General features: G+C 66.5%; 10 protein-coding genes. 9 read left to right on the top strand and 1 reads right to left on the bottom strand.

The genetic code is table 11. The features are described from left to right. Nucleotides 1-48: 48 nt before the first annotated feature. The 3 genes from ACM14_RS07985 to ACM14_RS07975 all read left to right on the top strand — a co-directional run bounded on the left by ACM14_RS07985 (nucleotide 49) and on the right by ACM14_RS07975 (nucleotide 4,965). Nucleotides 49-1,581 carry an acyl-CoA carboxylase subunit beta gene (locus ACM14_RS07985; RefSeq protein ID WP_012205581.1) on the top strand — a complete coding sequence of 511 codons (1,533 nt, stop codon included), beginning with the start codon at nucleotides 49-51 and terminating at the stop codon, nucleotides 1,579-1,581. 211 nt (nucleotides 1,582-1,792) lie between these two features. Then, nucleotides 1,793-3,841 (top strand): acetyl-CoA carboxylase biotin carboxylase subunit, encoded by a 2,049-nt coding sequence (gene accC, locus ACM14_RS07980; RefSeq protein ID WP_063326165.1) that lies wholly within the window; start codon nucleotides 1,793-1,795, stop codon nucleotides 3,839-3,841. Nucleotides 3,842-3,993: 152 nt separating this feature from the next. Continuing rightward, nucleotides 3,994-4,965: a chemotaxis protein gene (locus tag ACM14_RS07975; protein ID WP_012205585.1), complete on the top strand. Its 972-nt coding sequence runs from the start codon at nucleotides 3,994-3,996 to the stop codon at nucleotides 4,963-4,965. Between the two features lie 36 nt (nucleotides 4,966-5,001). Here the strand turns inward: ACM14_RS07975 and ACM14_RS07970 are convergent, their stop codons facing one another. After that, nucleotides 5,002-6,096 (bottom strand): LacI family DNA-binding transcriptional regulator, encoded by a 1,095-nt coding sequence (locus ACM14_RS07970; RefSeq protein ID WP_012205586.1) that lies wholly within the window; start codon nucleotides 6,094-6,096, stop codon nucleotides 5,002-5,004. A gap of 156 nt (nucleotides 6,097-6,252) precedes the next feature. Here ACM14_RS07970 and ACM14_RS07965 point away from each other — a divergent pair, with 156 nt between their 5' ends. The 6 genes from ACM14_RS07965 (at nucleotide 6,253) to eda (ending at nucleotide 12,266) form a co-directional block, all read left to right on the top strand. Continuing rightward, nucleotides 6,253-6,840 (top strand): gluconokinase, encoded by a 588-nt coding sequence (locus ACM14_RS07965; protein WP_232245170.1) that lies wholly within the window; start codon nucleotides 6,253-6,255, stop codon nucleotides 6,838-6,840. An 18-nt stretch (nucleotides 6,841-6,858) separates the two neighbouring features. Next, nucleotides 6,859-7,365, top strand: coding sequence for a TRAP transporter small permease (locus ACM14_RS07960; protein WP_065345833.1), 507 nt, complete (start codon nucleotides 6,859-6,861; stop codon nucleotides 7,363-7,365). A 12-nt stretch (nucleotides 7,366-7,377) separates the two neighbouring features. Beyond that, complete coding sequence (locus ACM14_RS07955; RefSeq protein WP_013802434.1) at nucleotides 7,378-8,658, top strand: TRAP transporter large permease; 1,281 nt, start codon at nucleotides 7,378-7,380, stop codon at nucleotides 8,656-8,658. Nucleotides 8,659-8,686: 28 nt separating this feature from the next. Continuing rightward, a complete protein-coding gene (locus tag ACM14_RS07950; protein ID WP_012205590.1) occupies nucleotides 8,687-9,706 on the top strand; it encodes a TRAP transporter substrate-binding protein in 1,020 nt (339 codons plus the stop codon). Nucleotides 9,707-9,816: 110 nt separating this feature from the next. Continuing rightward, the gene (edd, locus tag ACM14_RS07945; RefSeq protein WP_065345832.1) at nucleotides 9,817-11,643 is read left to right on the top strand and encodes a phosphogluconate dehydratase; all 1,827 of its coding nucleotides are present in this window, start codon (nucleotides 9,817-9,819) and stop codon (nucleotides 11,641-11,643) included. Next, nucleotides 11,628-12,266: a bifunctional 4-hydroxy-2-oxoglutarate aldolase/2-dehydro-3-deoxy-phosphogluconate aldolase gene (gene eda, locus ACM14_RS07940; RefSeq protein WP_034393529.1), complete on the top strand. Its 639-nt coding sequence runs from the start codon at nucleotides 11,628-11,630 to the stop codon at nucleotides 12,264-12,266. Before edd ends, eda begins: the two co-directional genes overlap by 16 nt. Nucleotides 12,267-12,333 lie beyond the last annotated feature (67 nt).

Raw genomic sequence — 12,333 nt, 5'->3', positions numbered from 1 at the left:
AAGACAACACCAGCAACCCGTACCGTTAGACGTTAGAGGAATCGCAGCATGCAAGACATCCTGGATCAACTGGAGACAAAGCGCGAACAGGCCCGCCTGGGTGGCGGCCAAAAGCGCATAGACGCACAGCACAAGAAGGGCAAGCTCACGGCGCGAGAGCGCATCGAGCTGCTGCTGGACGACGGCACCTTCGAGGAATGGGACATGTTCGTCGAGCACCGCTGCACCGACTTCGGCATGGAAAACAGCAAGATCCCCGGCGACGGCGTGGTCACCGGCTACGGCATGATCAACGGCCGCCTGGTCTTCGTCTTCAGCCAGGACTTCACCGTCTTCGGCGGCGCGCTGTCCGAGACCCATGCCGAGAAGATCTGCAAGATCATGGACCAGGCCATGAAGGTCGGCGCCCCCGTGATCGGCCTCAACGACTCGGGCGGCGCCCGCATCCAGGAAGGCGTGGCCTCCCTGGGCGGCTATGCCGACGTGTTCCAGAAGAACGTGCTGGCCAGCGGCGTGGTGCCGCAGATCTCCATGATCATGGGCCCTTGTGCCGGCGGCGCTGTGTATTCGCCTGCCATGACGGACTTCATCTTCATGGTCAAGGACAGCAGCTACATGTTCGTCACCGGCCCCGAAGTGGTGAAGACGGTGACGCACGAGGAGGTCACGGCCGAGGAGCTGGGCGGCGCCATCACCCACACCACGCGCAGCGGCGTGGCCGACATGGCCTTCGACAACGATGTGGAGGCGCTGATGATGCTGCGCCGCCTCTACAACTACCTGCCGCTGAACAACCGCGAGAAGGCGCCCGTGCGCTACACCTCGGACCCCGTGGACCGCGCCGACAAGTCGCTGGACACCCTGGTGCCCGACAACGCCAACAAGCCCTACGACATGAAGGAGCTGATCCTCAAGACCGTGGACGACGGCGACTTCTTCGAGCTGCAGCCCGACTACGCCAGGAACATCATCACCGGCTTCGCGCGCATGGACGGGCAGACCGTGGGCATCGTCGCCAACCAGCCCCTGGTGCTGGCCGGCTGCCTGGACATCAAGAGCTCCATCAAGGCCGCGCGCTTCGTGCGTTTCTGCGATGCCTTCAACATCCCCGTGGTCACCTTCGTGGACGTGCCCGGCTTCATGCCCGGCACCAGCCAGGAGTACGGCGGCATCATCAAGCACGGCGCCAAGCTGCTGTACGCCTATGCCGAGGCCACGGTGCCGAAAATCACCGTCATCACGCGCAAGGCCTACGGCGGCGCCTATGACGTGATGGCCTCCAAGCACCTGCGCGGCGACGTCAACCTGGCCTGGCCCCATGCCGAGATCGCCGTGATGGGCGCCAAGGGCGCCGTGGAGATCATCTTCCGCGAGGACAAGAACGACCCCGCCAAGCTGGCAGCGCGCGAGGCCGAGTACAAGGCCCGCTTCGCCAACCCCTTCGTGGCAGGCGCGCGCGGCTTCATCGACGATGTGATCCAGCCGCATGAGACGCGCAAGCGCATCTGCCGCTCGCTGCAGATGCTCAAGAACAAGCAGCTGGAAAATCCGTGGCGCAAGCATGGAAACATCCCCTTGTGAAGCACCCCCTGAGCGGCTCCGCCGCTTCCCCCTCTCTAACTCGCTTCGCGAGGGAGGGGGACGACACCCTCGGTGCGGGGCGGCCCTTCCTCGGTGTCCCTCGCTTTGGTCGCGCCGGTTACTGACAGTGCTGGCGAAGCGCAAAACAGGGACAGCGAAGCTGACGACAGCTCCGGTTCCCATGATTTAGTTCCAAGAATGGGCTAAGAAGATGTTCAAGAAGATCCTGATTGCCAACCGCGGCGAGATTGCCTGCCGCGTCATCGCCACCGCCCGCAAGATGGGCATACAGACCGTGGCGGTGTACTCCGATGCGGACCGCGAGGCACGCCACGTCAAGCTGGCCGACGAGGCCGTGCACATCGGCGCCGCGCCCAGCCGCGAGTCCTACCTGCAGGCCGACCGCATCATTGCCGCCTGCAAGCAGACCGGCGCCCAGGCCGTGCACCCGGGCTACGGCTTCCTGTCCGAGAACGAGGCCTTCGCCCGGCGCGTGGAGGAAGAGGGCATCACCTTCATCGGCCCCAAGCACGCGGCCATTGCGGCCATGGGCGACAAGATCGCCTCCAAGAAGCTGGCCGACAAGGCCGGCGTGAGCACCATCCCCGGCTACAACGACCCCATTGCCGGCCCCGAGGCCGCCGTGGAAATCGCCAAGGGCATCGGCTACCCCGTGATGATCAAGGCCAGCGCCGGCGGCGGCGGCAAGGGCCTGCGCGTGGCCTACAACGACAAGGAAGCCTTCGAGGGCTTTGCCAGCTGCCAGAACGAGGCACGCAACAGCTTTGGCGACGACCGCATCTTCATCGAGAAATTCGTGCAGGAGCCGCGCCACATCGAGATCCAGGTGCTGGGCGACGGCCACGGCAACGTGATCTACCTGAACGAGCGCGAATGCTCCATCCAGCGCCGGCACCAGAAGGTGATCGAAGAGGCGCCGTCCCCCTTCATCAGCGACGCCACGCGCCGCGCCATGGGAGAGCAGGCCGTGGCCCTGGCCAAGGCCGTGGGCTACCAGAGCGCGGGCACGGTGGAATTCGTGGTCGGCAAGGACCAGGATTTCTACTTCCTGGAAATGAACACCCGCCTGCAGGTGGAGCACCCGGTGACCGAGTGCATCACCGGCCTGGACCTGGTCGAGCAGATGATCCGCGTGGCCGCTGGCGAGAAGCTGGCCATCGCGCAGGAAGACGTCAAGCGCAATGGCTGGGCCATCGAGTGCCGCATCAACGCCGAGGACCCGTTCCGCAACTTCCTGCCCTCCACGGGCCGCCTGGTGCGCTTTGCGCCGCCCGAGCAGACCATGTGGCAAGCCGACACCGGCCACCTGCACGGCGTGCGCGTGGATACGGGCGTCTATGAGGGCGGCGAAATTCCGATGTTCTACGACTCGATGATCGCCAAGCTCATCGTGCACGGCAGCGACCGCAACGACGCCATCGCCAAGATGCGCGAGGCGCTCAATGCCTTCGTGATCCGGGGCATCAGCTCCAACATCCCGTTCCAGGCCGCGCTGCTGGCCCATCCCAAGTTCAAGAGCGGCGACTTCAACACCGGCTTCATCGCCGAGCACTACTCCCACGGCTTCCACGCCGAGGACGTGCCCCACGGCGATCCGGACTTCCTGGTCGCCCTGGCCGGCCACATGAACCGCCGCTACCGCGCGCGCGCCGCCACCATCAGCGGCCAGATGCGGGGGCACGAGCTCAAGGTCTCGGCCGACTACTGCGTGGTCGTGCTGGGCGCCGAAGGCCAGCATCAGTACCGCGCCGTGCAGGTCTCGGACTTCGATGCCGAAAGCCGCGCCAGCACCGTCACGGTGGATGGCAAGCCCTACACCTTCCGCAGCGAAACCCCCATGCGTGCCATGTGCGTGCAGGGCAGCTGCAACGGCAAGCCCTTCACCGCCCAGGTCGAGCGCGGCACGGCCCGAAACCCGCTGGCCCTGCGCGTCATCCACAACGGCACGCAGATCGACGCCCTGGTGCTCTCGCCGCGCGGCGGCGAACTGCACCGCCTCATGCCCTACAAGGCGCCGCCGGACCTGTCCAGGTTCCTGCTGTCGCCCATGCCGGGCCTGCTGGTGGACGTGGCCGTGCAGCCGGGCCAGAAGGTGCAGGCGGGCGAGAAGCTGGCGGTGATCGAGGCGATGAAGATGGAGAACATCCTGTTCGCCTCGCAGGACGGCGTGGTCGGCAAGATCAGCGCCAGCAAGGGCGATTCGCTGGCCGTGGACGATGTGATCCTGGAATTCGAGTGATTCCTGCGCCGCGGGGCGGGGCGGTGGCATGCATGAATCATGTCGCCGGCCGCCCTGCGTTGCTGATCCGACTCAGGCGCAATAAATTTTTGCTAAATCCGAGGCGCTCGCTTTAGAATTTGTAAAAAGATGTGTCACTCTCCAGGACCGGCATGAACCTCAATTCCAAGGCAGCTCAAAGAGAGATCGACGAGCGCACCAACCTCACCAGCAACAACAAGTTCGAGCTGCTGCTGTTCCGGCTGGGCAGCGACTCCGGCCTGGGCCAGTCCGAACTGTTCGGGATCAATGTGTTCAAGGTGCGCGAAATCGTGGCCATGCCGCATATCACGCCCATCGCGGGGGGCACGGCCCATTCGCTGGGTGTGGCAAACCTGCGCGGGCAGGTGATCCCGGTGCTGAATCTTCCCGCCATCATGGGCTGCAAGCCCCAGACCGGCCTGAACATCATGCTGGTCACCGAATATGCGCGCACCACCCAGGCATTCGCGGTGGAGTCCGTCGAGGACATCGTGCGCCTGGACTGGAAGCAGGTGCTGTCGGCCGAGGCCAGCGGCACCGGTGGCAAGCTGGTCACCAGCATCGCCCGCCTGGATGGCGACACCGACAACTCGCGCCTGGCCCAGGTGCTGGATGTGGAGGCCATCCTGCAATTGGTGTCCCCCACCGACGCCCAGGAAATCACGCCGGAAAAAGTGGGCGCCAGGCTCAAGCTCAAGCCCGGCGCCATCGTGCTGGCCGCCGATGATTCCTTCGTGGCGCGCTCGCTGATCGAGAAGGAGCTCAAGGTTCTGCAGGCACCGTATGAAATGCTCAAGTCCGGCAAGGAGGCCTGGGACCGCCTCAACGCCATCGCCGACAGCGCCCAGGCAGAGGGCCTGACTGTGGCCGACAAGGTCGCCCTGGTGCTGACCGACCTGGAGATGCCCGAGATGGACGGCTTCACGCTCACCCGCCACATCAAGCAGGACGCGCGCTTCCATTCCATTCCCGTGCTCATCCATTCCTCGCTGTCCGGATCGGCCAACGAAGACCATGTGCGCAGCGTTGGCGCGGACGGCTACGTGGCCAAGTTCGCGGCAGAGGATCTTGCCGAGACCCTGCGCCGCCTGCTGCCGGGCTGATGGCCACGGAGGAGGGCGCACAAAGCCCTCTTCGCTTCAACTGCTCTGCCGTACCACCAGTTCGTAGCCCAGATCCACGCTGGGCGGCTCCACGGCCTCGCCACGCATCAGCTGCAGCAGCATGCGCGCACCTTCGGTGCCGATATGGCCGCGCGGCGTGCGGATGGTGGTCAGCGGCGGCACCATCTGGTCGCTGCCGGGCAGGTCGTTGAAGCCTGCGATGGCGATCTGCTCGGGCACGCGTATCCCCCGGCGCAGAGCCTCCAGCAGCGCACCCTGGGCGATGTCGTCGTTGCAGAAGAACAGGGCATCGACGGCAGGGTCCAGGCGCAGGGCCGCGTCCAGCAGCTCCGCGCCCAGCGCCATCGACGTGGGGCGGGGCCAGAGCAGTTCCAGGGCGGGGTCATGCAGGCCCGCCGCCTGCAGGGCATGGCGGTAGCCCGCGGCGCGCTGCATCACGCGGGCATCGAGCTGGCCTGCGCAAAAGGCGATGCGCCTGTGTCCGCGCTCCATCAAGTGCCGCGTGATGGCGGCCCCGGCCTCGGCCTGCGAAAAGCCCACGCTGGGCGCACCAGGCTCGCCGCCCAGTTCCATCAGGTGCACGCAGGGGACCTTGCTGGCCTGCACCAGTTCACGCGCAGCGGGGCTGCGGTCAAAACCCGTGAGCAGCAGGCCGGCCGGGCGCATGGGCAGGTAGGTGCGCAGCAGCTGTTCTTCTTCGGCCCGGTCGTAGTGGGTCACGCCGATCAGCGCGTGGTAGCCCGCGGAAAACAGCACCTTGTGGACCGCCTCGATCAGGTCCACGAACAGGGTGTTGGACAGCATGGGCACCAGCACCAGCACCTGGGCGCTTTTCTGCGAGGCCAGGGCGCGAGCGGCGGGGTCGGGCACGTAGCCCATCTGTGCGGCGGCCGTGCGGATTTTCTCGACCAGGGCCGGGTCCACGCGGCGCTCGCCGCGCAGGGCGCGCGAGACCGTCATGGGGCTGACGCCAGCGGCCTGTGCCACATCGCTGAGCGTGATGCGCCCGCTGGCCCTCGAGGAGCGTGCGCGGCCCGTGGCGGGCAGGGCCGGGCCGGAAACATCGGCGGAGGGCGATTCTGGGGAGGCAGGCGGAATCTGACGGGCCAAGGGATTGTCCTAGGTCGGAGGCGGGAGGGTTGACGATTATGATAGCGCTATCCCAATCATTCGAAGGCCCTTGCTCCTGCGTGTAAACCCGGACGAAGGCCTCTGAAGCACACCGAAATCCAAGGCAGACCCTGGTCTGCCAATTTTTGCAAGAACATGGATAGCGCTATCCCAACAACCACCGCGGCGGCCCCCGCAGACACCCGCCCACGGGCGCTGGTCGTCATGGGCGTTTCCGGCTGCGGCAAGTCCAGCGTGGGGCAGGCCCTGGCCGATGCCCTGGGCTGGACCCTGCACGAGGGCGATGCCCACCATGCCGAGGAAAGCATCCGCAAGATGCAGGCCGGCATCCCCCTGACCGATGACGACCGCAGCGGCTGGCTGGACCGCCTGGCCCAGCTGCTGGCCCAGGCCATGCCGGGGCAGGGCGTGGTGCTGACCTGCTCGGCCCTCAAGCGCAAGTACCGCGACCGGCTGCGTGCCGCCGGCCCGGCCGGTGCCGTGGGCTTCGTGTTCCTGGACCTGAACTACGACACGGCGCTGCAGCGCGTGCAGGAGCGCGCCGGCCACTTCTTCTCGCCCGAACTGGTGGCCAACCAGTTCGCCACGCTGGAACGCCCTGATGGCGAGTGCGCCGTGCTGTCCGTGGACGCCACGCTGCCGCTGACCGACATCGTGCTCCGCGCCCAAAGCTGGCAGGTCCTGCCCGCGGCGCAGGCCGACACCTTCTCCCAAAACCCATAACGCCAGGAGACAAGCCCCATGCAATCCGATTCCCCCGCAGTCCGGCCCAAGCCGCGCCTGCAGCACTTTGCCGAGGTGCTGATGGTGCTGGCCCTGGCCGGCATGGTCATTGCCGTGTTCGTCAACGTGGTGCTGCGCTACGTGTTCCACACCAGCATCGTTTCCTATGAGGAAATCTCGCGCCTGCTCTTCGTCTGGCTGGTGGCCATTGGCGCCATAGTGGCCGCTTTCGAGGGCAGCCACCTGGGCTTCGACCTCGTGACTTCCCGCGTGGGGCCTGGCACGCGCAAGGCGCTGTTCTGGGTGTCGCAGGCACTGGTCCTGGTCTGTATGGGCCTGCTGCTGTGGGGCTCCTGGGCCCAGGTGGAGGCGGGGCTGAACAGCTATAGCACCGTGCTGGGCTACCCGCTGGCCCTGGGCGCTGCGGCCACTCTGGTGCTGGCCGTGGGCCTGCTGGTGGTGTCGCTGCGCGACCTGCGCCGCGGCGCGCCGGCTGAAAACCATGCCGAAACGACGGTCGAGTAAGGAGTACGCACCATGGTTGTGACCCTGATCTTTCTGGCCGTGCTGATTGGCGGCATGGTGATCGGCATGCCCATCGCCCAGGCGCTGGTGCTGACCGGCGTGGCGCTGATGTGGCACCTGGACTTCTTCGACTCGCAGCTGCTTGCGCAGAACCTGCAGGCCGGCTTCGACAACTTCCCGCTGCTGGCCGTGCCCTTCTTCATCCTGGCCGGCGAGCTGATGAATGCAGGCGGCCTGTCGCGCCGCATCATCGACCTGGCACGTGCCTATGTGGGCCATATCCGTGGCGGCCTGGGCTATGTGGCCATTGGCGCGGCGGTGCTGCTGGCGTCCATGAGCGGTTCGGCCATTGCCGATACCGCCGCCCTGGCCACCATCCTGCTGCCCATGATGCGCGACCAGAAGTATCCCGACAGCTACAGCGCGGGCCTGCTGGCCTCGGGCGGCATCATCGCGCCCATCATTCCGCCGTCCATGCCCTTCGTGATCTACGGCGTGACGACCAACACCTCGATCAGCAAGCTGTTCCTGTCGGGCGTGGTGCCGGGCCTGATCATGGGCGTGTTCCTGATCTTTGCCTGGTGGTCCATCGCCCGCAAGTACGACCTGTCGCGCGGCGAGCGCATGGCCTGGGGCCCGCGCCTGAAGGCGCTGGCCAAGAGCTTCTGGGCCATGATGATGCCGGTCATCATCCTGGGCGGCCTCAAGGGCGGCGTGTTCACGCCCACCGAGGCGGCCGTGGTGGCAGCTGTCTACGCGCTGTTCGTGTCCATGGTGATCTACCGCGAGATGACATGGACCCGGCTCTACGCCGTGTTCCTGGCCGCTGCCAAGACCACGGCCGTGGTCATGTTCCTGTGCGGCGCCGCCACGGTGACGGCCTACATGATCACCCTGGCCGACCTGCCCAACATGCTGGCCGACAGCTTCTCGGGCCTGCTGGGCAGTCCCGTGCTGTTCATGGCCACGATGATGCTGTTCCTGCTGGTGGTGGGCACGGCCATGGACCTGACGCCGACCATCCTGATCTTCGGCCCCGTGTGTGCGCCGCTGGCCGTCAAGGCCGGCATCGATCCCATCTATTTCGGCTTCATGTTCATCTACGTGGGCTGCATCGGCCTGATCACGCCGCCCGTGGGAACGGTGCAGAACGTGGTGGCCGGCGTAGGCCGGCTGCGCATGGAGACCGTGATCAAGGGCACGAACCCGTTCCTGATGGTCTATGTGCTGCTTGCCGTGCTTTTCGTGATTTTTCCGCAAATCATCCTGGCCCCTCTGCGCTGGATGCATTGATCCCTCACTACAACCCAAGGAGATGAACATGCGTATTCCCTTTGCACTCGCCGGCCTGATGGCCGCCGTCACCACGCTGGCCGCCACGGGCCAGGCCATGGCCCAGGACTTCAAGCCGCGCATCGTGCGCTTCGGCTACGGCCTGGTCGATGAGTCCAACCAGGGCCGCGCGGCGCGCTTCTTTGCCAAGGAGGTCGAGAAGGCCACGGGCGGCAAGATGAAGGTGCGTGCCATCGGCAATGCCTCGCTGGGCTCGGACACGCAGATGCAGCAGGCGCTGATCGGCGGCGCACAGGAGATGATGGTCGGCTCCACCGCCACCCTGGTGGGCCTGTCGCCCGAGATGGCCGTCTGGGACACGCCCTTCCTGTTCAGCAATGTCAAGGAAGCCGACGCCGTGCTGGACGGCCCCGTGGGCGAGAAGGTCAAGGCCACGCTGGAGCCCAAGGGCATGGTGGGCCTGGTCTATTGGGAAAACGGTTTCCGCAACCTCACCAACAACAAGCGCCCCATCGCCAAGATGGAAGACCTGGCCGACGTGAAGCTGCGCGTGATGCAGAACAACGTCTTCCTGGACAGTTTCAAGGCCCTGGGCGCCAATGCCGTGCCGCTGCCGTTCTCCGAGCTGTTCACGGCGCTGGAGACCCGTGCCGTCGATGGCCAGGAAAACCCTTTCAACACCGTGCTGTCCAGCAAGTTCTATGAAGTGCAGAAGTACCTCACGGTGTCCAACCACGTCTACAGCCCCTGGATCGTCACCGTCAGCAAGAAGTGGTGGGACACGCTGAGCCCGGCCGAGAAGAAGGTGCTGCAGGATGCCGCCGTCAAGAGCCGTGAGTTCGAACGCAAGGACACGCGCGAGGAAGCCGCCAAGGCCCTGGCCGACATCAAGGCCAAGGGCATGCAGGTCAACGAGCTGCCCGCCGCAGAAGCCAGCCGCATGCGCGACAAGCTCGCGGCGGTGAATGCCGGCATTGCCAAGACCGTGGGCCAAGGCACATGGGACGAGGTGCAGGCAGCCGTCAAGCAGGCGCGCGCAGTGAAGTAAGCTTCGGAACAGGGCCGGACGCACCTGGGAGGGATGCCCCGGCCGACATTTCCCATAAAGACAACGCGACAGAGAGAAAACGCGCACCAGCGCATCCGCAGGAACCCCGCATGAGCACCATCCACCCCATCGTCGAGCAGGTCACGCGCCGCATCCGCGAGCGCAGTGCCCAATCACGCGCCGCCTACCTGGAGCAGGTGGACGCCATGGCCGCGCGCCCGCCCGGCGCCCAGTCCATGGGCTGCGCCAATGTGGCCCATGCCTTTGCGGGCATTCCGGGCGGCGACCGCATACGCATCGTGGAAGAGAAGGCGCCCAACGTCGCCATCGTCACCGCGTACAACGACGTGCTCTCGGCCCATGCGCCGCTGGCACGCTATCCCGACATCCTCAAGGACGAGGCGCGCAAGCTCGGCGCCACGGCGCAGGTCGCCGGCGGCGTGCCGGCCATGTGCGACGGCGTGACCCAGGGCGCGCCCGGCATGGAACTGAGCCTGTTCAGCCGGGATGCCATTGCCATGGGCACGGCTATCGCGCTCTCGCACGACGTGTTCGACGCCGCGCTGATGCTGGGCATTTGCGACAAGATCGTGCCGGGCCTGCTGATCGGCGCCCTGCATTTCGGCCATCTGCCCACGGTGTTCGTGCCGGCCGGCCCCATGACCTCGGGCCTGTCCAATGGCGACAAGGCCAAGGTGCGCGAGCAGGCCGCGCAGGGCCTGGTGGGCCGCAAGGAACTGCTGGCCGCCGAAACGGCTGCCTACCACGGCGAAGGCACCTGCACCTTCTACGGCACGGCCAACAGCAACCAGATGCTGCTGGAGGCCATGGGCCTGCATGTGCCGGGCACGGCCTTCATCAACCCGGCCGAAGGCGAACGCGAACTGCTCACGCGCGAGGCCATGCGCAGCGCGCTGGCCATTACCAAGAACCGCCGCTTCGCACCCATTGGCCATGTGGTGGACGAGCGCTGCATCGTCAACGCCATGGTCGCCCTGCTGGCCACAGGCGGATCGACCAACCACCTGATCCATTGGGTGGCCGTAGCGCGTGCGGCAGGCATCGTCATCGACTGGAATGATTTTTCGGAACTCTCGGGCGTGGTGCCGCTGCTGGCCCGCGTCTATCCCAACGGCAGCGCCGACGTGAACCAGTTCCAGGCCGCAGGCGGGCCGGGCTACGTGATCGGCCAGCTGCTGAAGGCCGGCCTCATGCATGGCGATGTGCTCACCGTGCGGCCCGAAGGCCTGCAGGAATTTGCGCGCATTCCCGTCGTGGAAGACGGCCATCTCGTCTGGCACGAGGCCGAAGTCTCCGGCGACCTGTCCGTGCTGCGCCCGGCCGATGCGCCTTTCAGCGCCACGGGCGGGCTCAAGCTGCTGTCAGGCAACCTGGGGCGCAGCGTGATCAAGGTCAGCGCCGTGCCCGAGGACCGCCATGTGGTCGAGGCGCCCGCGCGCGTCTTCGACTCGCAGGAAGCACTGCAGCAGGCCTTCAAGGCCGGCGAGTTGGACCGCGATGTCGTCTGCGTGGTGCGCTGGCAGGGTCCGCGCGCCAACGGCATGCCCGAGCTGCACAAGCTCACCCCGCCGCTGGCCGTGCTGCAGGGCAAGGGCTACAAGGTGGCCCTGGTCACGGATGGCCGCATGAGCGGCGCCTCGGGCAAGGTGCCCGCCGCCATCCATGTCTCGCCCGAGGCCTGCGTGGGCGGGCCGCTGGCGCGCCTGCAAGACGGCGACCTGGTACGCCTGGACGCCGTGGCTGGCACCCTGGCCGTGCTGGTCGATGACACCGAATGGCAGCAGCGGCCCCTGGCCACCATGCCGCAGGCACTGCGCCAGGCCAATGGCCGGGGTTTTGGCCGTGAACTGTTTGCCGGATTCCGGCGCCACGCGCTCAGCGCAGAAGAGGGAGCTTGCACATGGATCAACGACTGACGGCACTGGCCATCATGCAGGACGCGCCGGTCATCCCGGTCATCGTCCTGAACAACGTCGCACATGCCGTACCCATGGCCCAGGCCCTGGTCGCGGGCGGCATCCGCGTACTGGAAGTCACGCTGCGCACGCCCGAGGGCCTGGCCAGCATCGAAGCCATTGCACGTGCCGTGCCCGAGGCCATCGTGGGTGCCGGCACCGTGCGCAGCGCTGCCGATGCCCGTGCCGCCGCCAGCGCCGGTGCGCGCTTTGCCGTGAGCCCCGGCTACACCAGCGCACTGGGCCAGGCCTGCCAGGCCCTGCAGCTGCCGCTGCTGCCCGGCGTGGCCACCAGCGGCGAAATCATGGCTGCCCAGGACGACGGCTTCAACGAGCTGAAATTCTTCCCCGCCGTACAGGCGGGCGGCACGGCCATGCTCAAGGCCTGGCAAGGCCCGTTCGGCGACGTGCGGTTCTGCCCCACGGGCGGCGTGTCTGCGGACAATGCGGCGCAATTCCTGGCGCTGTCCAACGTGGTCTGCGTGGGTGGCTCCTGGCTGGTGCCTGCCGATGCGCTGGAGCAGGGTGACTGGAAGCGGATCACCGCACTGGCCGGAGCAGCCAAAAGCCTGCGCAGCGCCTGAGTCGCCATTGCCCCGGAACCAGCGGCCCCCAAGGGGCCGCTTTTGTTTGTCTGGGCCATCGATTGGG

Origin of the sequence: Delftia sp. JD2 (genome assembly GCF_001682645.1) — a bacterium.
GTDB lineage: Bacteria > Pseudomonadota > Gammaproteobacteria > Burkholderiales > Burkholderiaceae_C > Comamonas > Comamonas acidovorans.
Note: the sequence above shows the minus strand (reverse complement) of the source record. Positions and strands in the feature narration are given on the sequence as shown.

Coding starts and splice junctions, on each gene's coding strand:
- ACM14_RS07965 (WP_232245170.1), top strand. CDS start 6,253: ATGGATAGCGCTATCCCAACAACCACCGCGGCGGCCCCCGCAGACACC.
- edd (WP_065345832.1), top strand. CDS start 9,817: ATGAGCACCATCCACCCCATCGTCGAGCAGGTCACGCGCCGCATCCGC.
- eda (WP_034393529.1), top strand. CDS start 11,628: ATGGATCAACGACTGACGGCACTGGCCATCATGCAGGACGCGCCGGTC.
- accC (WP_063326165.1), top strand. CDS start 1,793: ATGTTCAAGAAGATCCTGATTGCCAACCGCGGCGAGATTGCCTGCCGC.
- ACM14_RS07950 (WP_012205590.1), top strand. CDS start 8,687: ATGCGTATTCCCTTTGCACTCGCCGGCCTGATGGCCGCCGTCACCACG.
- ACM14_RS07985 (WP_012205581.1), top strand. CDS start 49: ATGCAAGACATCCTGGATCAACTGGAGACAAAGCGCGAACAGGCCCGC.
- ACM14_RS07960 (WP_065345833.1), top strand. CDS start 6,859: ATGCAATCCGATTCCCCCGCAGTCCGGCCCAAGCCGCGCCTGCAGCAC.
- ACM14_RS07975 (WP_012205585.1), top strand. CDS start 3,994: ATGAACCTCAATTCCAAGGCAGCTCAAAGAGAGATCGACGAGCGCACC.
- ACM14_RS07955 (WP_013802434.1), top strand. CDS start 7,378: ATGGTTGTGACCCTGATCTTTCTGGCCGTGCTGATTGGCGGCATGGTG.